This window comes from Acinetobacter sp. YH12063, from assembly GCF_013419715.1.
GTDB classification, from domain to species: domain Bacteria; phylum Pseudomonadota; class Gammaproteobacteria; order Pseudomonadales; family Moraxellaceae; genus Acinetobacter; species Acinetobacter amyesii.
In genome coordinates this window covers 258,945-283,671 of the sequence record NZ_VOZO01000001.1, presented here as the reverse complement: position 1 = coordinate 283,671, position 24,727 = coordinate 258,945, and the positions used below count along the sequence as shown (strand labels likewise).

The 24,727-nt window shown below is 41.4% G+C and carries 22 protein-coding genes, 4 tRNA genes and 2 pseudogenes; 10 read left to right on the top strand and 18 right to left on the bottom strand.

Annotated features, from left to right (window positions below):
- The first annotated feature begins 5 nt into the window (after window positions 1-5).
- Window positions 6-1,211, top strand: coding sequence for a TIGR03862 family flavoprotein (locus FTU12_RS01335; protein WP_180113588.1), 1,206 nt, complete (start codon window positions 6-8; stop codon window positions 1,209-1,211).
- A gap of 73 nt (window positions 1,212-1,284) precedes the next feature.
- Window positions 1,285-1,697 (top strand): annotated as a pseudogene (locus FTU12_RS01330) (GFA family protein).
- A 139-nt stretch (window positions 1,698-1,836) separates the two neighbouring features.
- On the opposite strand, the gene FTU12_RS01325 reads toward FTU12_RS01330, so the two are convergent.
- Together FTU12_RS01325 and FTU12_RS01320 are read right to left on the bottom strand one after the other, a co-directional pair.
- Window positions 1,837-2,412, bottom strand: a complete 576-nt coding sequence (locus FTU12_RS01325) for a hypothetical protein (RefSeq protein WP_306670098.1) — start codon at window positions 2,410-2,412, stop codon at window positions 1,837-1,839.
- Window positions 2,413-2,421: 9 nt separating this feature from the next.
- Window positions 2,422-3,198 (bottom strand): class I SAM-dependent methyltransferase, encoded by a 777-nt coding sequence (locus tag FTU12_RS01320; protein WP_180026637.1) that lies wholly within the window; start codon window positions 3,196-3,198, stop codon window positions 2,422-2,424.
- 116 nt (window positions 3,199-3,314) lie between these two features.
- Between FTU12_RS01320 and FTU12_RS01315 the strand changes: the two genes are divergently transcribed.
- The 4 genes from FTU12_RS01315 (at window position 3,315) to FTU12_RS01300 (ending at window position 6,435) form a co-directional block, all read left to right on the top strand.
- The gene (locus tag FTU12_RS01315; RefSeq protein WP_180007257.1) at window positions 3,315-4,586 is read left to right on the top strand and encodes an alpha/beta fold hydrolase; all 1,272 of its coding nucleotides are present in this window, start codon (window positions 3,315-3,317) and stop codon (window positions 4,584-4,586) included.
- 124 nt (window positions 4,587-4,710) lie between these two features.
- The gene (locus tag FTU12_RS01310; RefSeq protein WP_078189765.1) at window positions 4,711-4,902 is read left to right on the top strand and encodes a hypothetical protein; all 192 of its coding nucleotides are present in this window, start codon (window positions 4,711-4,713) and stop codon (window positions 4,900-4,902) included.
- 97 nt (window positions 4,903-4,999) lie between these two features.
- On the top strand, window positions 5,000-5,953 hold the full coding sequence (locus FTU12_RS01305; RefSeq protein ID WP_180113587.1) for a 2-hydroxyacid dehydrogenase: 954 nt from the start codon (window positions 5,000-5,002) through the stop codon (window positions 5,951-5,953).
- Window positions 5,954-6,009: 56 nt separating this feature from the next.
- A complete protein-coding gene (locus FTU12_RS01300; RefSeq protein ID WP_180113586.1) occupies window positions 6,010-6,435 on the top strand; it encodes a hypothetical protein in 426 nt (141 codons plus the stop codon).
- 82 nt (window positions 6,436-6,517) lie between these two features.
- Here the strand turns inward: FTU12_RS01300 and FTU12_RS01295 are convergent, their stop codons facing one another.
- The 9 genes from FTU12_RS01295 to FTU12_RS01255 form a co-directional block, all read right to left on the bottom strand.
- Entirely contained in the window at window positions 6,518-7,027 is a 510-nt protein-coding gene (locus FTU12_RS01295; RefSeq protein WP_180002917.1) for a hypothetical protein, read from the bottom strand.
- Between the two features lie 111 nt (window positions 7,028-7,138).
- A complete protein-coding gene (locus tag FTU12_RS01290; RefSeq protein WP_180113705.1) occupies window positions 7,139-7,627 on the bottom strand; it encodes a hypothetical protein in 489 nt (162 codons plus the stop codon).
- 261 nt (window positions 7,628-7,888) lie between these two features.
- Window positions 7,889-8,536 carry a hypothetical protein gene (locus FTU12_RS01285; protein ID WP_180113585.1) on the bottom strand — a complete coding sequence of 216 codons (648 nt, stop codon included), beginning with the start codon at window positions 8,534-8,536 and terminating at the stop codon, window positions 7,889-7,891.
- Window positions 8,537-8,888: 352 nt separating this feature from the next.
- A complete protein-coding gene (locus FTU12_RS01280; protein WP_078189759.1) occupies window positions 8,889-9,278 on the bottom strand; it encodes a hypothetical protein in 390 nt (129 codons plus the stop codon).
- Window positions 9,279-9,384: 106 nt separating this feature from the next.
- Window positions 9,385-9,741 (bottom strand): DUF3060 domain-containing protein, encoded by a 357-nt coding sequence (locus FTU12_RS01275; protein ID WP_180062894.1) that lies wholly within the window; start codon window positions 9,739-9,741, stop codon window positions 9,385-9,387.
- A 235-nt stretch (window positions 9,742-9,976) separates the two neighbouring features.
- Window positions 9,977-10,450: a hypothetical protein gene (locus FTU12_RS01270; RefSeq protein ID WP_180002923.1), complete on the bottom strand. Its 474-nt coding sequence runs from the start codon at window positions 10,448-10,450 to the stop codon at window positions 9,977-9,979.
- A 106-nt stretch (window positions 10,451-10,556) separates the two neighbouring features.
- Entirely contained in the window at window positions 10,557-12,626 is a 2,070-nt protein-coding gene (glyS, locus tag FTU12_RS01265) for a glycine--tRNA ligase subunit beta (protein WP_180113584.1), read from the bottom strand.
- Window positions 12,626-13,609, bottom strand: coding sequence for a glycine--tRNA ligase subunit alpha (gene glyQ / locus FTU12_RS01260; protein ID WP_078192785.1), 984 nt, complete (start codon window positions 13,607-13,609; stop codon window positions 12,626-12,628). Before glyQ ends, glyS begins: the two co-directional genes overlap by 1 nt.
- Window positions 13,610-13,712: 103 nt before the next feature.
- Window positions 13,713-14,153, bottom strand: a complete 441-nt coding sequence (locus FTU12_RS01255) for a hypothetical protein (RefSeq protein ID WP_180010262.1) — start codon at window positions 14,151-14,153, stop codon at window positions 13,713-13,715.
- Window positions 14,154-14,303: 150 nt separating this feature from the next.
- On the opposite strand from FTU12_RS01255, the gene FTU12_RS01250 reads away from it, so the two are divergent.
- Together FTU12_RS01250 and FTU12_RS01245 are read left to right on the top strand one after the other, a co-directional pair.
- The gene (locus FTU12_RS01250; RefSeq protein ID WP_078189755.1) at window positions 14,304-15,095 is read left to right on the top strand and encodes a tetratricopeptide repeat protein; all 792 of its coding nucleotides are present in this window, start codon (window positions 14,304-14,306) and stop codon (window positions 15,093-15,095) included.
- A gap of 120 nt (window positions 15,096-15,215) precedes the next feature.
- The gene (locus tag FTU12_RS01245; RefSeq protein WP_218955912.1) at window positions 15,216-16,328 is read left to right on the top strand and encodes an HPP family protein; all 1,113 of its coding nucleotides are present in this window, start codon (window positions 15,216-15,218) and stop codon (window positions 16,326-16,328) included.
- Between the two features lie 118 nt (window positions 16,329-16,446).
- Here the strand turns inward: FTU12_RS01245 and FTU12_RS01240 are convergent, their stop codons facing one another.
- Window positions 16,447-16,704 (bottom strand): PspC domain-containing protein, encoded by a 258-nt coding sequence (locus FTU12_RS01240; RefSeq protein WP_078189754.1) that lies wholly within the window; start codon window positions 16,702-16,704, stop codon window positions 16,447-16,449.
- A 300-nt stretch (window positions 16,705-17,004) separates the two neighbouring features.
- Here FTU12_RS01240 and FTU12_RS01235 point away from each other — a divergent pair, with 300 nt between their 5' ends.
- Window positions 17,005-17,658, top strand: a complete 654-nt coding sequence (locus tag FTU12_RS01235; RefSeq protein WP_257223018.1) for a hypothetical protein — start codon at window positions 17,005-17,007, stop codon at window positions 17,656-17,658.
- Window positions 17,659-17,781: 123 nt separating this feature from the next.
- Here the strand turns inward: FTU12_RS01235 and FTU12_RS01230 are convergent.
- The 6 genes from FTU12_RS01230 to FTU12_RS01205 all read right to left on the bottom strand — a co-directional run bounded on the left by FTU12_RS01230 (window position 17,782) and on the right by FTU12_RS01205 (window position 24,013).
- A tRNA-Lys gene (locus FTU12_RS01230) sits at window positions 17,782-17,857 on the bottom strand.
- Window positions 17,858-18,119: 262 nt separating this feature from the next.
- Window positions 18,120-18,195, bottom strand: a tRNA-Lys gene (locus FTU12_RS01225).
- A gap of 49 nt (window positions 18,196-18,244) precedes the next feature.
- Window positions 18,245-18,320 (bottom strand) — tRNA-Lys (locus FTU12_RS01220).
- Between the two features lie 21 nt (window positions 18,321-18,341).
- A tRNA-Lys gene (locus tag FTU12_RS01215) sits at window positions 18,342-18,417 on the bottom strand.
- 140 nt (window positions 18,418-18,557) lie between these two features.
- Window positions 18,558-20,399, bottom strand: a complete 1,842-nt coding sequence (locus FTU12_RS01210) for a long-chain-acyl-CoA synthetase (RefSeq protein ID WP_180113583.1) — start codon at window positions 20,397-20,399, stop codon at window positions 18,558-18,560.
- 185 nt (window positions 20,400-20,584) lie between these two features.
- Window positions 20,585-24,013, bottom strand: coding sequence for an Rne/Rng family ribonuclease (locus tag FTU12_RS01205; protein ID WP_180113582.1), 3,429 nt, complete (start codon window positions 24,011-24,013; stop codon window positions 20,585-20,587).
- Window positions 24,014-24,407: 394 nt separating this feature from the next.
- Here FTU12_RS01205 and FTU12_RS16620 point away from each other — a divergent pair.
- Window positions 24,408-24,716, top strand: a pseudogene (locus tag FTU12_RS16620) (hypothetical protein).
- Window positions 24,717-24,727 lie beyond the last annotated feature (11 nt).

Below are 24,727 nucleotides of genomic sequence, written 5' to 3'. Positions count from 1 at the left end.
TGGGCATGACTCAGCGTATTGCAATCATTGGGGCAGGTCCTGCGGGATTGATGGCGGCGGAAGTGCTTAGCCAATTTGACTATGACATTCATGTTTATGAGCAAAAACCATCGGCAGCCCGTAAATTTTTAATGGCTGGCAAGACGGGGCTGAATATTTCGCATGCAGAACCTGTTGAACAGTTTGTACAGCGCTATGATCAAGTAGAATGGCTGAGTCCATGGGTTAAGCAGTGGGATGCCGCATGGATTCAACAATGGATGATGGGGCTAGGTATTGAAACCTATATTGGTTCATCAGGTCGGGTCTTTCCTATTGAAATGAAAGCTGCGCCTTTGCTACGTGCATGGTTAAAACGCCTCAGTTTCGACGGGGTGCAGTTTCATTATCGACATCAAGTTTTGGACTTGCAGTCCAATCAGCTAACGATTCAAAACCTTGTTGATGAATCAAGTCAAGTACTTGGTTTTGATGCGATTATTATGGCATGTGGCGCAGTGTCTTGGTCACGTTTAGGCAGTGATGGCGCATGGCAAAAATGGCTGCAGCCTGAGAGCATTGAAACTTTTCAAGCCAGTAATGCTGGCGTGGAACGCGCTTGGTCGAAGTTTATGCAGCCTGTGTTTGGACAACCCTTAAAGCGAGTCAATGCATGGGTCGATCAAGCCGAGCCGACCCAAGGCGATATCATCATTTCACACTATGGGCTGGAAAGTGGATTAATCTACAAACAAGGTCGAGCACTGCGTCAACAGGTGAAATCTGCTCAGCCCATGCAGCTGACTTTGGACTTATTGCCAGATCAAAGTGTTGAGCAATTGGCAAAGAAACTACAGCCTTCGAAAAAGCAGTCTTTAACCAATGTTTGGCGTAAAGCCGGTTTAGATGCGGCGAAAGCTGCGCTGGTCCGTGAACTGGTGGATAAATCTTTGTGGCATGAGCCGGCCTTACTAGCAGCGAAAATTAAACATTTAGATATTCAACTTGACGGATTTCGCCCGATAGATGAGGTGATTAGCTGCGCAGGTGGTGTGAAGCGTTCAGTCCTAAATGATGGCTTACAATTGAAGAGCAATCCTGCAGTATTTGCTTGCGGTGAAATGTTGGATTGGGATGCGCCTACTGGAGGCTATTTACTAACAGCCTGCCTTGCAACTGGTCGAGCAGCGGGTGAAGGGGTTCAAAACTATCTGGTTTCTTTGCAGAGCTAAGCGCTTCAAATTGTCACAATCTTGCTGAGGAGTTGTGATATTTTGAGATGAAATTCTTCTAAGAAAGACCACTATGCGCTTACAAGAACAATATACCGGAAGCTGCTTGTGTGGAGCGGTTTGTTATGAGATCAATGGTCCGATTGGTGAGATCGTGCAATGTCATTGTTCTCGGTGCAGAAAAGCCAATGGTACAGCATTTGCGACCAATGCCCCGATTGCTAAAGCAGATTTTAAAATTGTAGCCGGTGAGCAGTTTCTGAAACAGTATGCGTCTACCGCTACCACACAGCGCTGTTTTTGTAGTGAGTGTGGTTCGCCAATCATCAGTATAAAGGCTGAAACGCCGGATTATTGCCGTCTACGAAAATAGGCACTTTAGATACACCTCTGACGCAGAAACCGACCTGTCATATCTTTGTCGCATCTAAAGCAGAATGGGATGATATTGTAGGTGATTTACCACAATATGCTGAACGACCATAGCGAAAATCAAGATTGAGCAATCACATCAAGGGCATGGATGTGCCCTTGAAGTTGAGTTTATGTTGTGTTTTTTAGCTCGTATCACCTTCTCATTCATCCATGTTGAATTTGGGTGCATAGATTGCAACAGGGTGGATGATTAGGGTTGTCGATTTTTTTGTAGTTCAGGATATTGTTCTTGCCAATGTCCCAATTGTTCTTGAGCATGAATAAACTGACCGAGACCTTTGACACTATCACTAGGATTTTTCAACTCACCATCGGCTGCTTGATTTTTTTCACGATAAATCTGTGATTGATTGTCCCAGTACTGATACATCAAGCCTTGAATATAACGGCCTTGCTCAGTTTTCATTTCGAGTTCTTTGAGCATATTCAGTGCTGACTGGATGTTGTCACGCTTACGCTGTGTGGCAAATTCATCAGTAAGTTTGCCTTCCTCACGCAGTTTCATCAGCTCATCTTCCATCTCATCGCTAATTTGACCAAAGCTCTCGTCATATTGCGTCAGAAGCGTGAGGTCGTGTAGATCATCTGGGGTCTTGGCAAAGTTTTTAATAGGATCACTATTCAGTTCTTTCATGATTTGATCATCGGAACTGATTTCACTATTTTGTTCCACCGTTTTTGATGATTTTTCACATGCAGTGAGTCCTAGCACCGTACCCATGAGGAAGATGACACAGAGTTTTTTAAAAGAGATTGGCATGAGCATAATCGTGTCCTAATGTGTTTTTCTAAAGATATAGACATGCGTGATATAGGGGAAATCAATGAAATCCTGTGCAGTCTTTTGGGTTGATTCAGCCACGATATTTTCAAATTGTTGTTTCAGTTTTTGTTGTTCATCCATGCTTAACGCTGCAATAAAACTGGTGGACAATAATCGTTTGGAAACCACGTGTTCCACTGTACCATGATGCAATTGTTGAAATGCCGTTTCGGCAATTAATTTAAATTTTTGCTGCTGCTCAAACACTTTTTGCCATTGCCCACTATGATAACGTGGTGTGTCACCTTCGAGCTCACTCAAGACATCAGCGAGTTGTTTGACCCAATTGACTTGGATATCACGTTGGTTCCAAATCAATACAAGATCCCCATTGGGAACTAAGATACGACTGATTTCATTGAGGGTATCAGGGGTGGAAAACCAATGAAAAGATTGGGCACAAAATACCGCTGCCACAGAATGATCATGCAGTGGAATCTGATCACTTTGGGCGGCTAAAGTTGCAATATGCGGATGTTTTTTCTGCAATTGTTGCAGCATTTCATGCACAGGTTCGATCGCGGTGATATTTTCACTGAGTGGGCGAATATACTCGAGAAATTTGCCTGTACCTGAGCCTAAGTCCACCAGATGGGCTTGAGGGGCTAAAGCTAAATGTTGTTGTAGCCACGCACTGATTTCAATCGGGTAGTCAGGGCGGGCTTGTTGATAGAGTTCAGCTGCTGAGCTAAAGCCTTGTTGTGCGGCAGGATGTATTGAATGTGTCATATTCTGCACTTTTTAATCTGTATGGCCTCTATAAAATAGCATATTCGGAACAAGATAAACTTTGAATGCAACAAGGAAGGAAAAGCGTGACGCAACAAGGACTGGAGCAAAGTACAATGGAAAAGCACATCATTTTTGAAGATGATCAAATTCGTGTCATTTTTCAGCCTGGCAGTTCTCGTGAGCTTATTTTCTCCTTCGGTGATTTGATTACCCGCGCCAAGGGCTTGAGCATCAATGCCGAGAAGTCTTTGCAAAAATATGGTTTTAATGTGATCGGTGTGATGCCGAAACAAAAATCGTGGTTTCCAGCATCGTCAATGCAGCCGATGTATCAAGCCATCAAGCCGATCCTTGATCAATTTGAGCTGCGAATTGCCTATGGTGGTTCCATGGGCGGCTATGCTGCCATTAAGTATGCCAATTTATTTGGTTTTCAGCGTGTGGTCAGTATGGTGCCGCAGTACTCCATCGACCCAGACGATATTGTCGATACACGCTATGGCATGTTCTTTCAACCCAATCTGCATGCCAATATGCGGGTGCTTGCTGAAGACGTATCGACTACACGTGAATATATCGTGGTGTATGATCCTTATTGTCCAGAAGATCGCGCACACTTTGAAAAACTACAGGCCTTAATTCCGCATGTGCATGTGTTACATCTGCCGTTTACAGGGCATGATGCCATTGCGGTATTGGCGAGTTCTGAACTGTTAAATGATTTCTTGAGACATCCTTTTGATGCGCCGTATTTTTATCAAAAAATGCGTCGGGTTAAGAAAAACAGCAAATTTTATTATCGAAAAGTTATCGAAAATTTACTGACTCGCCATCGAGATGCCTTGGGTGAAATTTTAAAAAGTAATTCGTTTCAGCTTGATCCACAATTTTTTGATGCCAAACAAAAGCAGACCTTATTACGAGTATTGTTTAATAACAAACAAGTCAGTGAGCAAGATCTGCAAAAGTTGGGGATCACAACTTTTGTGCCACAGGATAATCGTAACCTGTTACTCGACCAGTTTGATCATGGTTTAGTGTTTAACGTGATTAGCCAAAAAATTGAAAGCTATGCAGCCGGTGTGATTGCGCTGAATCACAAGTTTTTGATCCCTTTGCAGCCGAAGGGCACAGGTCTGGTATACGTACAAGTCCAAGATGAGCGTTACATGGTGGTGATGAATGACCGTCAGGTAATGAAATTGGTCTTAGCACAAGATGAACTTGCGACCGGTATGCATCCGATTTTAATGCAGAAATATGTGGGCTATTACACGCTCAACTATAAAGAACTGCGTTTGAGTAGCGATGAATTTGGTCAAGTCTTCTTTGTCGAAAACGCCGATGCATCTTGCCAGTTTGTGGTGCAGCCCGAACAGATTTAAGCTCGGCATTTGTTTGAAAATCCAAAGCTTGCTAATTTGTAGGAAGGGATTATGATGAGAGAAAGGTAGTATAAAAAACAATCATACTGCCCAGAACATCATAAGGAATATGAGGGGTATCAGTATGCATTCAACGCAGATGCTTGCTGTATTATTCATCTTAGTGCTGACCATGGGTTCAGCCTATGCACAGGGGGTTAGTTCAAGCATACTGATTTTTAGCAGCAGTATGTTATTACTTACGATACTGACCATTTATGTCATACTCAAAATTCGAAATTCACTGCAACATCATCTCGATAAACCCGCGAAATAGCGGGTTTTTTTATATGCTGTTCGATTGCACTTTGGTGCATCACAGGTTTTAATCATCCACAATCGAATTTTTATAATCGGCCAGAAGGGAAGCAGCCATGAAAGCGGTATTTCTAGATTATCAGTCTCTAGATAAACAGGACTTAGATTTTAGCGGACTAGAAGCACAGTTTGATGACTTGACGCTCTATCCCGTAACAACGGCTGCAGAGGTTGCTCAGCGCATACAAGAGGCTGATGTGATTATCAGCAATAAAGTACACATCAATGCTGAGCACATGCAGCTCAATCCGCAATTAAAACTGATCTTGATTTCTGCCACTGGCACCAATAACGTTGACCTTGTACACGCACAGCAACAAGGCATCGTGGTGTGTAATTGCCAAGCTTATGGCACCGCTGCGGTCGCACAGCATACCTTGATGTTAATGTTGAACTTGGCGACATCATTTCGACAGTATGATCGGGCGGTCCAGCAGGGAGATTGGCAAAAAGCGGATCAGTTCTGCTTACTAGATTTTCCAATTATTGAGTTGGCTGGTAAGACTTTGGGGATTGTCGGCTATGGCGAATTGGGGCAAGCCGTGGCTCATTTGGCTAAAGCGTTTGGCATGAAAATTATGATTGGTGCGCTACCGAATCGCCCCATGGCGGCTGAGCGTGTGGCATTTTCTGAGATGCTAGCGCAGGTCGATTTTCTGAGTTTGCATTGTCCTTTAACTGATGAAACCCGTGATTTACTCAATCATGAAAGCTTGGCTCAAATGAAAGCATCGGCCTTTGTGATCAATTGCGCACGAGGTGGTGTTGTCAATGAAACTGCATTAGCTGAGGCATTAAAATCAGGAAAGATCGCAGGTGCGGCAACCGATGTCTTGACCGTTGAGCCACCCAAGCAGGGCAATGTGTTGCTTGACCCAAGTATTCCAAATTTAATCATTACCCCACATAGTGCATGGGGCAGCGTCGATGCGCGACAACGCATTGTGCAGCAATTGGTGGAAAATGTAGAAGCCTTTAAAGCTGGGATGGTAATTCGACAGGTGAATTAAAATCGAGTTTAAGGAACATTATTTTTGAACAATGCTCCATATAAATAGGGATGTCTATGCAGGTCGATCTTGCCAATAAAAAAAGTTTAAGATTATTTTGCATGCTGATTCTCTTTACCGCATGCATCACTTGGGCATGGTACAGTTATGTACTAAATATCAGTGAAAATTATTTATTCCAGAACCCTGATTTTGAAGTTCATAAATTCATGCCGACCTTACAAGTTGTGTTGGTTTCGGTATTTTTTATTGCGCATTGCGTCTTAGCGCTTATTGATTTTTTAAATCGCTATTGGTATTGGGGACTATGGCTTGTTGTGGTGCCAATTATTGTGGGACAGGTCTATTTTTCTGTCTTTGGAGAGGTTGCTCATATTGATCATTTATCAGTCTGGGTTGACTATCCATTTTGCCTGTTGATGCTTATTCAAATCTGTACGGCATTGTTTGTACGTAGGCGATATCTTAAGCCAGCTGCTTAATGCTTTATTAAATAGCTAAATTTGAGTTGCTGAAATTCACGTATTCGCTAGGTAGGTCTTATCGAATACGTGAAGGTAGTTTCTAACAATTTTTCAACCATTTAGCATTGAAATGATTTTTGATCCGCTCAAATTCAAGTTCAGTCTTGATATTGTTTGGCATCATGATTTGTAAATAACTTTTTTCAAGTTTAAAAGGCTCTTTGGTATTGGGTTCAGCGTAAAAGCCACCGTTTGGATAGGTCAGATATGTTTCATAGGCACGTATAATCTGACCTTTGTGAAAATAATAACTTGTTAGGCTTTGATAGGATTCACCAAAAACATAGAGGTTTATTTTGCATTGATCATCGAGTTGATACAGTGTCGCTTCATTGCCTTCAGTCGATTTGTATTCTTCGTCATCTAGCATCTCTAAGGTTTGTAATAATTTACCTTCGGCATCATGATTATATTGGTATGAATCGTACAATTGGGGAAAAATAGTTTGCAACTGTGGATAACTTTTCAACAATTGTGGAAAACGTTGTAAGCCAATCATAGAGCCAACACAGAGCAGAATGCCAAGCAAGATACCAAATAAAATTCGCATTTTTTTCTCATTAATTCATTGTTTTTATAGGCATAGGCCAAAGACCAAAAGTATTTAATTTTGGTTTTAAAAAAGCCCAACCAAAGTTGAGCTTTTAAATGTGGTGCTAAATTATAAATCAGTCACTGGATAGGTCGTAGACGTTGAACTCGATGGATAGCTACTTTGTGGATATTGATTGTTATTTTGCCCCGCATTGTTGCTCGGAGCCGTATTGATTGTATTGCCTGAAGACGGTTCACTCAACGACTGTTGGCTAATGGGCGCAGGTTGGCTGGTTTTGCCTGTGATATTTTCACGGGTTTGTTTCAATTTTTCATTGACGTTTTGGGTGGCTTGCTGTGCGCCCTGATCAACCTGTTGTACTGTATTTTGAGTAGCTGTTTTCGTATTGTCCCAAGCTTGGTCAACCGAAGGCTTAATTTTAGAAATTCCACGTTCAGTCATTTCGCCAATATTTTTAGCAGCACCGACCACGCCTTCTTGGGCTTTATAGGCCCACACATGCAATAAATTTGGATTATCGCCATAAGGGCTCACAGGTTTTTTCGCTTGTTGCTCAGTACTTTGCGCTGCTGTGTTTTCTTGTGCCCAAAGCATGGGTGTCGTGAATATTAAGCTTAGGCATAACGTTGCTTTTAATGAAATTTTCACAGCTTCACCTCTGAATTTTATAGATTTTCTATCTGATGAACGGTTTTAACGCATTATAGGAAAAATTGCAGCGAAAAAAACCTGCCGTAGCAAAATCAATACAGCAAATGACAGCTTTGTACACGTTTGTATTTTGCCTAGGGTAAAAAAAGGCCCACTGAAGGGTGAGCCTACTCTCTGGAGGAGAGGGTATGAAAGCCAGTTTATTTATTTGTGAGCACCTAAGCTGGCTTCATGTGAGCTATGGACTTCAGCTTGTGCGACAGGCGTTTGCAACTGTACATTGCTACTGCCACTCACATTAGCTTCTTGACCTTTTTGGAAATTCGCTTTGGTTTGTTGCCATTTTTCACTGGCAAATTGGCGACCTTCCTGAGCTTTTTCACCTAAATAACTCTTGGTTTGATTAACTTTGTTGTCGACATTGCTTTTACGTTCATCGAGTTTTGCTTTGTTTTTTGCAGCTTTTTCATCGAGCTGTGCTTTGCGCTCATCAAGCTTAGCTTTATTTTGCTCAGCCTTGGCATCGATCTTGGCTTTCGCTGCATCTGACTTTTCATCTTTAGACTGTTTTAGGTCAGCCCATTTATTTTTTGCATCTTGCTTTTTGTCAGCACTGAATTCTTTGGTGTCTTGCCACTTTTCTTGGGTGAATGTTTTGGTCTTATCGACGCCTTTTTCAATTTTGTCACCGGCTGTATGCGCAGACTGATTAATGTCTTGTTTTAGATTTTGCAGTACAGACGGTTGCTGTGTTTCAACTTTCGCATTGGCTTCTACTGCGGTGTTCGCAAATAGTGGGGTGCTTGCGAATAATGCTGCGGTGATCAGTGTTGTTTTAAATAAAGGTTTCATCTTTGCAATTGTCCTCTTTTATTGAACGCTGCTGTTGCACTCAGCATTTGCGCTTTTGGAGCAGAGGACATCTTAAGAGTAAAAAAAAGCAAAAAGTGGTTTTGTGCGATAAGTCACACAATGCAATAACAGCTCAGATACGCGGAAGTTTGAAGTGTGGAAACATGGTTAAGTTAATGCATTATTGTAATTTTATGAAAATACAGTGGCTTATATGTGTTTTGAGCGTTGCTGTGGTGTGGTTCTAGTTACGATTTTCATGATTAAAAATTATGGGTTTGAACTGATTATGATTCAAGATTAAACGAAAAATGAAACCATACCTCCATTTTGGAGATATGGTTTTTATTATTTATTCACATTGTGTAAGCGCATCTTTTGCAAAATGACCGCGTAATGCAAGGAAGTTTTTCTGTACATCCGCCGCATTTAAATCAAAATTGTGCGCTGAACTTGTACCATCTTTGGCAAAGGTTGCTGTACCACCTGAAATTAGGGTTAAGCCTTTAAATGACCATTGTTCAACAGATTTTGCTTCTTCTAAATTGCCTGTAAATTCAATCACGCATTTATCTACAAATTTAGTCAGTTTTGCTTTGTTATCTGTGGTATCTGGGTAGACATCAATGTTTTGAACCTCTTGTAATACACCTGTTTCAAGTTGTGGAATCGTTGGTGCAGATGTACATGCAGAAAGTGTTAGACCCGCAAGACCAGTCAAAAGGAATGCTTTCAATTTCATAAGTTTCATTCTTGTTGAGTGTTGTTGGATTGAGTATAGGGAATTGGTGAATTATTGGCTATAGATTTAAGTCTTAAGCCTAAATTCAACTTCATTCACTTAATATTTAACGTTTATAGGCTGCACTTCCTGGACCAACGGCATTGATGCTGACTTGGCGTGATGGATGGGTGCTTTTTTGATAATACACTTTCGAATTTGGTCCATAAATATTGATTTTATTGACTGATTCTACATAGACCGTTGTATTTGGACCTGCAACAGTAATCATCGGGCAACTGCCTTTTAGAGTAATACGGCTATCTGGAGCAGGAATATTCACTGAGCGTCCTGCGCAATCATAACTTGCAACGGTATCGGGTGAAGAAATGATGATTTGGGAATGAGTCATTTCCGTTCCAGCATTTGCAGAAGAAATAGATAGAATCAATAGTCCAAAGCTAACTAATTTTTTATTCATCATAGGTATTTCATTTTATTTAGGTTGAGTTATTTTTAGCATGCTGAGATTTATTTGCTCAAGTCTTATTCATCTTTATTTAAAACGAGATATTGAGTGCAATGCCAGATCTTTTTCACATTGATGTATTAAGAAGTGATTTCGCTTGGTAATTTATCTAATGTTTCAAACCGTCTCATTGGATTATCAGGACGTTATTCTAAATAACCCATGAAGCCTTAGCTGGTTTATTTAGCGATTAAAGTTTTGACAAAAAGAACAACAACACAAGGCCACCCAATACTCCACCGATAATGAGCCAATCTTTCTTACGCATATCAGCAACACGAATTATTGAAAAATACAGACTGCTAAAAAATAGAAAAACAAAGACAAATAGCACGAGGGGATTATTGAATATAAATTTAGTACTGCCAAATAAAACGAAAATGGTTGTGCTCGACAACCAATACACCAAACTTAAAACAAATTTTGAAAGCGTTAAGTAACGCACAGTGCGGTCTAATCTTGGCAAACTGACCGCAACGATGACGATTCCAATAAATCCACCCAAAACAGAAATAATCAAAAAGAATAAAGCCCCCATATCTGGCTTGGTTGGAATGTATGGATAAACCTTCCAAAGGTAAAAGCTGCATGCCATCAGTACTGCATGTAAAATAAAAAGATAGAGATCTGGGCGGTAAGGATGATTGACTGTAATACTTTTCATATATTCTTCTTATTAAAAAATCCCGCTATTTCTAACAGGATTCTACCTAGATTTCAAATGGCATAAAAAACCCGCTCTAAAGCGGGTTTTTAATGAATGCTTAAACTTAGTGTTGTAACACCGAAATATCAGCCACTTTCGTGAACAAGTCACGAAGCTGTGCAAGCATACGTAAACGGTTTGCTTTCAGGTCAGCATCATCCGCCATCACCATTACACCGTCAAAGAACGCATCCACTGGCGCACGAAGTGCAGCAAGTGCAGACAATGCAGCAGTGTAGTCTTTAGCAGCAAATAACGGCTCAACTACAGGTGTGATTTTCGCAAGTTCAGCGAACAATGCTTTTTCAGCATCTTCAACCAAGTTTGCTTCAACCACAGCGCCTTCAGGTGCAGCTTCTTTTGCAAGAATGTTTGCAACACGCTTGTTGGCAGCTGCAAGTGCAGCAGCTTCAGGTAAGTCACGGAAATGATTTACCGCATTTACACGTTTATCAAAATCAAGTGGCGATTTTGGAGAAAGTGCTTGAACAGCTTGAATCACATCTACAGCCACGCCTTGGTCTTCGTATTTTGCACGGTAACGACCTTCAAGGAATGCAACTGCATCCGCCAAAGTTTTATCGTGGTCTTTCAATACATCGCCATAAGCAGCAAGTGCAAGTTTGATTAGATCTTCAATCGAAACGTCTAAATCATTTTCAGTCACAAGACGCAAAATACCAATGGCAGAACGACGTAGTGCAAACGGGTCTTTAGAACCTGTCGGTGCCTGACCAATACCAAAAATACCTGTCAATGTATCTAGACGGTCAGCAAGGGCAAGCGTTGTACCGGTCTTGGTTTTTGGTAAAACGTCACCTGCAAATTTAGGTAAGTATTGTTCACCTAAAGATTCAGCAACTTCATCATTTTCGCCTTCAATACGTGCGTAGTAAGTACCGGCAATACCTTGAAGCTCTGGGAACTCACCCACTAACTCAGAGGTTAAGTCACATTTAGCAAGAAGCGCAGCTTTTTCAGCATCTGCTGGGTTTGCCCCAGTGATTGCAGAAAGTGCAACAGCCAAAGTCGCGATACGTTCAGACTTGTTCCATAGTGTACCAAGCTCAGCTTGGAAGACCATGTTTGCAAGTTTTTCTTTACGAGATGCAAGCGGTTGCTTTTGATCTTGTAAGAAGAAGAATTCAGCATCTGACAAACGTGGACGTACAACTTTTTCGTTACCTTCAATAATTTGTGTCGGGTCTTTCGACTCAATGTTTGACACTGTAATGAAGTAAGGTTGAAGTTTATTGTCGCTATTCACTAAGCAGAAATATTTTTGGTTGTCCTGCATCGTCGTGATGAGTGCTTCTTGAGGAACAGCAAGGAAGCGTTCTTCAAAGCTTGCACGAAGCGCAACTGGCCATTCAACCAATGCTGTTACTTCGTCACGTAAGTCCGCAGGGACAATCGCAATGGCATTTACTTCATCAGCCAAAGTTTTGACTTGTTGGTCGATGATGGCTTGGCGCTCTTCAAAGTTTGCAATCACTTTTGCAGTACGCAGGGCATCAAGATAAGCATCGGCATTTGCAAGTGTAATTGCTTCAGGCGCATGGAAACGGTGACCATAAGTCACGTTGCCTGCTTGGTGATCTTGAATGGTTGCATCAATGACATCGTTGTCTTTCAACAACACAACCCATTTTACAGGACGTACAAACTCAGTACGGCTTGCCGCAGAACGCATGCGTTTTGCGATAGGTAGGTTATCTAAAGCGTGTTGTAAAATTTGCGGTAAAAGCACATCAAGGCTTTGACCTTTCACATCTTTTAAGTAGCACACTTTTTCAACTTTACCTGCTTGGAAAGTTGAAACTTGATCAACCGTAATGCCTTGACCGCGCATAAAGCCTTCAAGTGCTTTAGTCGGTTTGCCTTCGGCATCAAACGCTGCTTGTTTTGCAGGGCCGTCGAAACGTTTTTGAGTGTCGGCTTGCGCTGCATCAACATTCACAATTTTAAGTGCAAGGCGACGTGGTGCTGCATAAGCTTCAATCGCATCAAATGCAAGACCTGCGTCTTTTAAGCCTTTTAACGTTTCTGCATGTAGCGCATCACGTAATTTTTTTAAGCTTTTTGGTGGAAGTTCTTCGCAGCCTAATTCGAACAATACTGTATGTTTAGACATTATTTGCTCTCCTTAGATTCTACTTTTGCTTCCGCTTCAACTTGTGCTTTAAGTTGAGCAAGGACTTCGTCACGTAAAGCTGGTTCTGCCATTGGGAAGCCCAGCTTCGCACGTGCAGCAACATAACTTTGCGCAATCGCACGAGCCAATGTACGTACACGTAAAATATAACGTTGACGTTCAGTTACTGAAATTGCGCCACGTGCATCAAGCAAGTTAAAGCTATGAGATGCTTTAATCACTTGTTCGTATGCAGGAAGTGGAAGTTCCGCTTCCATCAAGCGAGTTGCTTCAGCTTCATAGAAGTCGAATAATTCAAACATTTTTTCAACGTTGGCATATTCGAAGTTATAAGTTGATTGTTCAACTTCATTTTGGTGGAACACGTCGCCATAGGTCACTGTACCAAACTGACCTTTGGTCCAAACCAAATCGTAAACAGAGTCTACACCTTGGAGGTACATCGCTAGACGTTCTAGACCGTAAGTGATTTCACCTGTCACAGGGTAGCACTCAACACCACCAACTTGTTGGAAGTAAGTGAACTGAGTTACTTCCATACCGTTTAACCAAACTTCCCAACCTAAGCCCCATGCGCCAAGTGTTGGAGATTCCCAGTTATCTTCCACGAAACGAATGTCGTGAACAAGGGTATCAATACCAATGGCTTTTAATGAATCTAAGTACAACTGTTGGATGTTGTCTGGGTTTGGTTTCAACACGACTTGGAACTGGTAGTAGTGTTGTAGGCGGTTTGGGTTCTCACCATAACGGCCATCTTTCGGACGGCGAGATGGCTGAACATAAGCAGCGTTCCAAGTTTCAGGGCCTAAGGCACGTAGGAAAGTTGCAGTGTGGAATGTACCCGCACCCATTTCCATATCGTAAGGTTGTAACACTACACAACCTTGTTCAGCCCAGTAGTTTTGTAAGGCAAGAATTAAGCCTTGAAATGTATCAATATGCGATATGGCGCGACTCATGTAGCATCCATTAAAATTAGTGAAAAATTGGCTCTAAGTATAAGGATTTTGCAGAGGAGTGGCAAAGGCTACTTGGTTCCTTTTAAGATTTTAATAGCGCTATTTATTTTTTGAGTTTTAGCTTTGGTTGCAATGTTGAAAAACTCCAAAAAATAATGGAAAGAACAAAACTAACGATCGCTATGAATAAGGAAAATGCTGTGTCCCACACTGTTCGACCAACAGATTCGAAAATTGGAAATCCATAGTAGAAATTTTGAAAAGTTGTAATGAAAAAGTAGATCATGACTAGGGTTAGATGCGCACCTAACCATATAAAAGGAAAAATAAATAATTTTTTGGCTATAAGAATTTGGCAAATTTTAAGTAAAATTGGATACAAGATAACGTAATAAATTCCAGCAAAAGTTCCTACAATTTCTAAAACATCAAGCTTGAATGAACCATTAATTAAAAAATATCCAATGAAAAGTAGTATAGGAATAAGTGGTGATAAAATAAGTGCTTCTTTAGGTTTGAAATTAAAAGGTTTTTCTGTATTCATTATCTGTATTTTATATAATTTTTCGATTTAAACATTTTAAATTTTAAACAAGTGATTGTCTAGATAATGAATCTTATACATAATGAACCGTGTTTTGATGAAATATATGTAAGTAAAATTTAAAAATTATTTGAAAAAATCTATAAAATTATGAGCTTAAAAAAATATTACCTCCTACTTGGTGTCGTTTTTCTGATTTTTATCGGTTTTTCGAGTGTAAAAAATAACCTTAACTATCTTAAAGCTGCTTTTAAATACAAGACACAGGAACTTAAAGGCGATGATTTAAATCGCTATGCTGCTTTACTCTACTATAAAAATATCTATGAAGGCGTTAGAAATCGAGATGAGGATGAAAATGATCAGCCGACTGAACAAGACATAAAAATCGAAAAACTATTTGAAAAAGCATCTCAGCAAGGAAGTCCACTCGCCAAATTAAATTTAGCAAGACTTTATGCATATAAGCATGATCCAGAGCTGTATCCTGAAATTTTTAGATTAGTAAAAGAGTCTGCCGAGTCGGGTAATGCTGATGCTCAGTTTAAACTTGGAGAGTCCTATCATTCAGGATTAGGTACAGAAGTTGATTTTCAACAAGCTAAATATTGGTATGAAAAGGCGATTGCTCAAGGTAATCCAGCAGCAATGAACAATTTGGGTGTACTTTACCAAAGAGGATTAGGAGTTGAAAAAAATGGAAAAATCTCAACCGAATGGTACATTAAGTCAGGTAATTTAGGATATTCACAAGGTCTTGAGAATATGTTTCAAAATTATTATCACGGTTTAAATGGACTGCCTCAAGATGAGGAAGAGGCGATAAAATGGCGTGAAAAATGCTATTACAGAACGGATGAAATACCGATTCAACCTGTCTTTGGTCTCAAATTGGAAGAAGAAGAAACTTATTTAAATAAATGCAAAAATATTGTGGATTAGTAAGAGGGTAAAAGCTATGGGATATGAACGTTAAAATAGAATAACCTTAAAATTCCATCTGATGCTGATGAAATTTTAGGACTAAATCTCCTATAATTTCTCATCCTCAAAAAATCAGGCATGACCGTGTTTCACGCAAAATCATCTTGGCTCAATACACTTAAACCCAACTTTAAAGTTTTACCATTAAAAGATCGCATCCTATGTGGGGTAGGTGCTTTGCTGGGCCTGAGTATATCTTCGCTGATTAGTTGGTTAGCGCTAGGTGACTTAAATGCATGGTATATCGCCCCGATGGGCGCATCGTCTGTGCTGCTCTTTGCTGTACCTGCTAGTCCTTTGGCACAGCCGTGGAATATGGTGGTCGGTAATAGTCTTGCGGCTTTGATTGGCGTGACTTGTGCGATGTATATTCCTAATTTAACCGAAGCTTTTAGTATCGCAGTTGCATTAGCGATTATCTTAATGATGACCACGGACTCATTGCATCCACCGAGTGGGGCAGTAGCGATTACCGCGGTATTGGGCGGCGAGGCTGTCCATGATTTAGGCTACGCCTTTCTTTTTTATCCAGTCCTTTTAAATTCGGTCCTCTTGATGGTGGTTGCTATCATTTATAACCGATTACTAGGTAAGCAGTATCCACAAAAATCACAAGTTAATACACGGACGACAGATCCAACACCGACACAAAAAGTGTCGATTCAACCTGCGGATATTCAGCAAGTCTTAGAACAGCAAAGTCAGTTACTCGATATCAGTGAATACGACCTACAAAAAATCATTTTAGAAGCACAGCAGTTAGCTAGTCGTCGTGGTCTAAGCCAGTTTCATTGTCGTGATCTCATGAGCCAGCAAGTGATTAGCTTGCGTGCAGAAGATGATATTCAGTCAGCATTGGAAAAGTTTAAACAAGTCAATTTGATGAGTTTGCCAGTGGTGAGTGATCTGGATCGCTTGGTGGGAAATTTGGCTTTATATGATGTAGTGGAATGGTTTAAACGTGCCGCAGACCCCAAAGCCAGTTGGGAAAATCACGTTTATCAAATTATGAATCCCAAAGTGGTGACCGTGCAGCCAGATCAACCGATTGAAGATTTGGTGCCGTATTTTGTGGAAAGATCTTTTAATTATATTCCAGTCGTTGAGCAAAAACGGTTGGTGGGAATGATTAGCCGTGCTGATATGATCGCAGCGTTATATCAACAGTTAAATCAGCAAACAAAATCTTAAGCCTTAAACTTTGATTTAAATTCATCAGACTTAAATATGGTTTTGCCAAAATGTAGGCAAAAAAAAGCTACGGAATCTTGGGGGAGAAACCGTAGCGACCAAACTGGGTCAAGGGATTTTAACGTCTGTCATCATTCACAGTACGGATTGGATCTGAATAGCCATTGGTACGGAAAAAGTTATCTTGTGCTTTAGGCATGACTAACCATAAAACCAAGTACACCAAAATACCGGGAAAGGCTGCGCTTAAGCATGATACAAAGATAAAAATAATACGCAGTAAATTTGCGTTCCAACCAAAACGTTCAGCAATACCCCCCATCACACCAGCAATCATGTTAGAGCGGTTTGAGCGATATAAACCAACATTGGCCATTCAGGTCTCCTTCAAAAAAGAATAAATTTGAATATTTCCAAATTCATATTATAGAAATGGTGACAAGCTTTGCGATTTAAAGGGTGCAGAAAAAAAATTAAGTAAAGTTATGTAATTTGAAGAATTGGTTTGATTAGTTTGCCTTTAAAATAGCTTGAGTATTAATTAAATATCAACGATAACAATGAGATATGATTAACATATATCGCAAATATATGTATACAGCGTTGATTTTTTGATTACAATATTAAGTCAGCAAGAACTGAAAAAACCAATGAATGATTGGTCTTGGCACATTATATGAAAACATCGGCTTCACCTTTTTTGATGAAATTTGCATATCTTTCAGTGTTTGCAGGAGTGTTCAGCCTCTCTTTTATTGGTTGTAGTCCAACGCCTCAACCCGCAGCGGAAAAGGGTGAAAGTTCAGCATCAACTGTCGCATCGGAAGTTCAAGCGAAGCAAGATCATGGAAAAAAATTAACCCAAGTGGCAGGGCAGGCGACATTGCCGAATGACGAGGACATAAAGTCAGCTCCTGTTCCTGAGCATGCCAAAATTTTTATTGGACGTTTTCATGCCAAAGTAAAATGCGATGACAGTTTTATTCCATGCCCAGAAGGCGATGCGGAGTTCATTCTTAACTTATTACCAGATGGCACGGTACACCGCAGTATTATTCAAATTGGTAAAGTGTTTGCTGAAAAAACCAATACGCCAGGCATTAATGTGAAATACCGTAAGGATACGTGGAGTGTCAATGAAGCACATACCGAGCTGGTGGTTCATCGAAAAGAAGGCGTGAATTTTTATTATCACGTGATTAATGAAAATAAAATCACCATGGATTTAGACAAAATTCGTCAAGGTGAAGTCGACCGAAATCAGGAATTATTTTCTAAAGGCTATCCTCAGCCTCAACATGCCTATACCTTGGTGAAAGACCCAAATTAAATACTGCGAATGAAGTAAATAAAATTATAAATTGCGTTTGAGTGTCGGCGTGAAATTCGCAAATCTTGGCTAATCGAATGCAACTAGCTTATAAAAAATTGAATTATTAATACGACATAGAATTGGTGGGTTGTGTGGGGTTCGAACCCACGACCAATAGATTAAGAGTCTACTGCTCTACCAACTGAGCTAACAACCCTGAGAAAATTTTAAAAGAGCATTTTAAAATTTTAGCAAGATAAACGAAGCACGTAGTTTTGAATACTAGGGAATATTTGTTATCTAAAATTTTTCAGGTCAAATACTTCATCTAGCAAGACAAGAATGATACTTCGCAACATCGCTATAGCAAAATTTCGAGAATGGCGAATCAAAACCAGTAATGGTGATGGTTTGTCTTGGTCGGAACCTGCAGGTTTCTTTTTCTTCAACTGCCGGAAGAAAGAAGCCCTAAGAAAGAATGGTGGGTCGTCCGCGACTCGAACGCGGGACCAATAGATTAAAAGTCTACTGCTCTACCAACTGAGCTAACGACCCTTAGGGGGTATGTACAAGATTGTAATCTAAAACTGGCATTTTAGAAAGATGGTGGGTCGTCCGCGACTCGAACGCGGGACCAATAGATTAAAAGTCTACTGCTCTACCAACTGAGCTAACGACCCATCTTGTGGTATCGAAGGAAATGGTGGGTCGTCCGCGACTCGAACGCGGGACCAATAGATTAAAAGTCTACTGCTCTACCAACTGAGCTAACGACCCATTTCGCTTGATGGTGCGTATTGTAGCAAGATCTGCTTCAAGCGCAAGTAAAAATTCATAAACTTGCTTGTGTTTGATTATAAATACAACAAAGTAGCTCATTTTAGCGGATATCTGTCGCTAAAATGAGCGCTATTTGCTTAAAAACGGTATTGATAGGCCTGAATATTGGCATAAATTTCAGGAGTTAAATCACAGTAAGCAGTTGCATTTGGCAGCAATACCAATAAACGTTCATCCGTTTGCTTAGGATCAAAGGCTTGTTCTTTCAGCTTGTTTTTTTGGTATTTAAATGTGCCTGTGGTTTCGACTTTTTTCTGTACACGTAAAAATACCGGTACAGCATAAGCGGGTAAGCATTTTTTAAATTGTAGAACCATTTCACTACAATCTTGTTCGTTGAGTTCGGCACCGTCGGTGAGCGTGATGGCAGCCATACCTGCACGGCCATTGGTATCTGGAATTTCTACGCCATAAACCACAGCTTCAGCAATTTTATCGTACTCACTCACCATGTTTTCAACTTCAGTGGTTGAGACGTTTTCACCTTTCCAGCGGAAAGTATCGCCTAGACGGTCGACAAATTGTGCATGTCGGAAGCCAATGTCACGGACCAAGTCGCCAGTGTTGAAGTATGAATCACCATGCTTGAACACATCTTTCATAATGACGGATTTGTTTTTTTCCGTGTCGGTATAGCCATCGAAAGGTGAGCGACGGGTAATTTTACCGATGAGTAAGCCGACTTCGCCTTTTTTCACTTTAATGCAGCGACCTTTAGCATCATGTACAGCTTCATTTTTTTCTTTATCAAACTGAATAATCGCATAAGGCGTTGGTGAAAAACCAACGGTATTGTCGAAGTTAAACACATTACTAAAGCCGACGTTGCCTTCACTTGACGCATAGAGTTCAAGGACTTCTTCGACCCCAAAGCGTTCTTTAAACTTATCCCAAATGTTTGGTCGCATGCCGTTACCAATCATTTTTTTCACACGATGGCCTTTTTCAAGGTCTGAATGTGGGGCATCCATTAAATAGCGGCAAAGTTCGCCCACATAGCCAATGGCTGATGCATCAAATTTTTGTACATCTTTCCAAAATGAAGAGGTCGAGAACTTGCGGCGCAGGGCAAGGGTAGCACTACCTGCAATCACCCCACACCAACAAACCACAGTACCTGTAGCATGATAGAGCGGCAAGGTCACATACATCACATCATCTTTGTTCAAATTGAGGACGTGACCATATGTTCCATAAGCCAAAGTCCAACGGCTGTTGGTGAAAATCACCGCTTTAGGTAAGCCTGTTGTCCCAGAGGTGTAGATATAAAATAGGCCGTCTTTGCCTTTTACGCTTGCAGTGGTTGGCGTGTTGAATTTTGGAAATTCATCAATCGCTACTGCAAGGTTTAAAAAGCCTTTAGGTGCTTTACCGGCATCTACACGGGTGGCCTGATCGGCGAACCAATGTAAACGATCTGCAGCCACACTGAGATCATTACGAATCTCTTCTACAGCTTGACGGCATTCTTCGCCCACAATTACCGCAATTGGGTTCACTAAGTTGATGCTGTGTGTCAGGACTTTGCCGACTTGTGAAGTATTTACCAAAGCACTGGTGACGCCAATTTTGGCTAATGCCACGATAGTTGCCACGAGTTCAGATCGGTTCTCGATCATCACCGCAATCACATCACCTTTTTTTGCACCGAGTGCTAGGTAATAGTGACCAATTTGATTGGCCCATTCATTTAATTCGTTATAGGTATATTTTTGCTCTTCAAAATAAAGTGCATAACCTTTGGGATTACGCTTTACGGCTTTTTCAAATGCAATTCCTAAGCCTGCGGAAGTATTTGGGGTACGTAAATAGGCTTGCTTTAGACCACTCAACAGGTTGGGTACTTTGCTAATGAACGCGGGAATTTTTGCTGCAACATCAGCAATCCCAATAAGGTCGTGTTGTGTAGTTTGGCTCATGTGAATCCTATTTATTTTTCGTAATCCGATACGGTCTATTTCTTTGCAATGAAATTTGCAGCAAATTCTACAATTGTCTTTTAATCGTTTCGATCTAGTGCAATCAACCTAATTTGACAAAAGTATCAAAAAAAAACCAGTCACCGAAATGACTGGATTTTTTTATTCACCTGCAAAATAGCAAATTACTGCTCAGTTGCGGTGTTTGCTTTTTTCGGTGGACGACCGCGAGGACGACGAGGGCGTGTAGGTTTTTCACCTTCAGTGGCCGAGTTCTCGTCTACAGGAACCTCAACTTTCTTTTCCGCTTCAACGGCTTGAGCTTTTTCTTCTACTGGTTTAGCAGGAGCTTTAGACACTTCTTCCGTCTTTTCAGGCTGCGCACTCACATCCAGTTCAGCTTGAACGGGTGTCGGTACTTCAGCTTGAGCGGGTTCAGGTACTTCAGTTTGAATTGCAACGTCGGATACATTGGCTTCAACTGTAGCAGCTTCAGCTTCTACAACTACAGGCGCCTCAATAGCAGTGTCTGCAACAGGAGTAGCTTCCACCTCAGCATGTGCTTTTGCTTGGTCTTGTTTCGCTTGTTCAGCTGCAAGTTTAGCAAGGCGACGACGCTCACGTGGGTCATTAGCAACACGTTTATCTGACACAGGCTTTGGTGGTGTCAAATCCAACATTGGCGCTGGTTCAGCTTCAGGTGCAGCTTTTGCAACTTGAACATCACGAGTGATAGGCTTTTTCTCTACAGCTGCTTCAGCTGCAGGTGCAGTCAAAGTCGCGGCATATTCTTCCGTGAATTTTTGCAATGCACGGTTGAATGTTGGAATTAAGCCAAATTGCTCAATCAGTACTGAGCAGTCTTCGCCGTATACATGCTTAATCAAGCTGCTTATAGTGTATTGACCTAGTGTCGGCACTTGAGATGGCGAAATTTTCGGAGCCTGTGCTTGTTGAGCACGAGCTTCACGCTGTTCGCGGCGGCGCTGACGAGGGTCATTGCTTGCACGAGACGGTTTTTGCTGCGCATGCTGTGGTTTATGCGCTGCTTCTTTTGTTTCAGTCGCAAGTTTTTCCACTTTTGCTGCTTCAACGACAGCGGCCTTTTCGACAACTGGGGTTTCTACAGGTTTTTCAACTGCTGGGGCAGTATTTAGTGCTACGATTTCGCTTTGAGCTTGATCAACATTCACCACAAGTGCTGTTGGCATCACGTCTTGACGTGGTGCATCAACAACTTCAACTTTAGGTTGACGTTGATTGCGGTTTTCAGGTTGTTGCTCAGCTGCAACTTCCTGAGCAATCGCTTGCTCGTTCAATACGCTTTGATCGCGGTGGCGATTTGGGCGATTTGGACGTTGTTGGTTGTTGCGGTCGCGACGCGGAACAGACTGCGGTTGTTCATTGTTTTGAACATCTTGCTGCACTTGTTCGTTGTTGTGTTGACGGCGTGAGTTACGACGGTTTTCACGTTGGTCTTGACGGTTGTCTTGGCGCGGTTCTTGACGTTCAGAACGTTGCTCTTGGCGTTCGTTTTGACGTGCTTCGTTATTACGCTGTTCTTGACGGTCTTGACGTGAAGGTTGTAACACTTCTTCATGAACTTGATGCGGTTGAGCTTCTTGTTCACGTGGTTCTTTATGCTTAGTACGCTTTTTATTGTGACGTTTTTCTTCACGTTCAGCTTTTTCTGAATGGCTGTCACGTTCTTGTTTATGCACAACAGTAGAAGGTGCAAGGTAAGCATTATTATCTGCGACAACAGCAGGCGCTGCCGATGCAGGGGTAATTTGACCAAACTGGCCACGGCTTGCAGCACCGCCATTCACCATTTGTTCAATTGCAGCAGCGGCATTGTTTGCAGTACGCGACTGGTCAACGGTTGCAGCTTGTTTTTGAACAAATAAGTTTTCTAACCATGCACATGGACTAGATGATGCAGCAGGAGCTGCAACTTGTGCAGGTGCTTGTTGAGCAGCAACAGGTTGTTGCTTATTCTTTTTGTGGCCTTTTTCTTGTTGTTGTACAGGTGCTTGTTGCTGAGCAGCAGCGGCCTGTTCTTCACCTAAATGCCACTCAGATGCTTCGTAACCCAATTCTTTTTCACTAGAACGTGTTGCTTCAGTACGTTCATAGCTTGTCGGTGCAAAGCCTTCAGGGTTATACGAAATTTCGTAATGTGGTGTTTCTAGGTGAGGGTGTGGAAGTACAGTCACACGTACATTTGAAGTTTGCTCAAGATATACAAGGCTGTGACGCTTTTCATTCAATAAGAATGCAGCAATTTCAACAGGCACTTCAACTTGAACTTCACCATGACGTTCGCGTAGCGCAATTTCTTCCACTTTACGCATAATTGAAAGTGATAAAGAACGTAGGTCACGTACCATACCTGTACCATGACAGCGTGGGCACACATAACCTGTGGCTTCTTCAAGCGATGGACGTAAGCGTTGACGGCTCATTTCCATCAAACCAAAGCGTGACAATTGACCGAATTGGATACGCGCACGGTCACTTTGTGTTGCTTCACGAAGTTTAGCTTCAACCATACGTTGGTTACGGTCTTTGGTCATGTCGATGAAATCGATCACAACTAAACCACCGATATCACGTAAACGTAATTGGCGAGCAATTTCTTCTGCAGCTTCAAGGTTGGTATTGAGCGCTGTATCTTCTACGTCGCTACCACGTGTTGATTTTGCAGAGTTAATATCAATTGAAACCAATGCTTCAGTTTGGTCAATCACAATTGAACCACCAGAAGGAAGTTTTACTTCACGTTCATAGGCCGTTTGGATTTGACTTTCAATACCAAAATGAGCGAATAACGGTTCATTTAAAGTATAGGTTTTTAATTTGTCGATTTGACGTGGCATCACTGCTTTAACAAAGTTATACGCTTCGTTATACGCTTGCTCAGAGTCAATCAGAATTTCAGCAACATCATCACGTAAATAGTCACGGATCGCACGTGTAACCACACCGGCTTCTTGGTGAACCAACATTGGTGATGGACCAGAACTTGATGTGCTTTGGATTTGTGCCCAAAGGTCCAGCAAGTGTTGAAGGTCAAGTTGGAGTTCTTCTTGAGAACGACCAATACCTGCAGTACGTACAATCACGCTCATGCCACGAGGGACATTTAAAGACGCCAACATTTCTTTCAATTCTTCACGAACTGAACCTGAAATTTGACGGCTAATACCGCCACCTTTCGGGTTGTTTGGCATCAAGACCAAATAACGACCAGCAAGAGAGATAAATGTAGAAAGGGCAGCACCTTTATTACCACGTTCTTCTTTTTCCACTTGAACCAAAAGCTCAGTGCCTTCAGTGATCAATTCGCGGATGTTTGAAGTTTGGCGAGGATCTGCTTTGTAATAAGAATTAGCTATTTCGCGCATCGACAAGAAACCTTGACGACCTGCACCGTATTCAACAAATACAGCTTCTAAAGACGGCTCTACGCGAGTCACATGACCTTTATAGATATTCGATTTTTTTTGTTCACGGGTACGATTCTCTAAGTCAAAATCGTAAAGACGCTGACCAGTGACAAGTGCAACGCGAATTTCTTCGGCATGTGTTGCATTAATCAACATACGTTTCATGGGTGTAACACCTAATAGTGATACACAGAAGAACATCGCCTGACTCGTAGCGAGCATCAGATAGCATGGATCAAGTTGCACAGATCGAAAAACATCATCTGTGCATGTGTACCGACCTTCTTTGGGCGGGCAACGGTTTTTGATTCACGTATTGATGATGGCAATACGGCTTCAATCTTTTAAACGATTAAAGTCACCTGAACGCGTTTCACTGGCGGACAAACGGTGCATTGGATGTGAGTAACTTTCACTGTCACATTGCTCGAAGAGCATCCATTCATATCTGATAGAGCGTCTTGATACGGAATTATCATCGTACCTTTACAAACTGTGCAGATCCAATGCATCAAACGTTGTGGCCTGAACACGATTTCCAGGGAGCGACTGGTCTGATGTGTATCAGTTTACGTTTAAAAACCAACCTTGGTTGGCACATATTTTTTTGGGGCAAACTGTTTTATGTACCTACGGCACAATTAAACGCAACAGTTTGCAGTTTTGCCGATATAATAAGCCTTCGGCGTCGGCATAATTCTTTTGGGACCTTTCCGAGCTAAATGAGTAATTGCTTGAAAGTTCAATGACAGTAAATACTGAAATGAATCAACTTTTACTCAGTTACGGTGGTTTCCGTGCGCTGACTATATCAAACCTTGCATCATCTGCCTATGGGCTAAGCTTATGTTTCTTGCGAAAAGTATAGCTTAAATGATC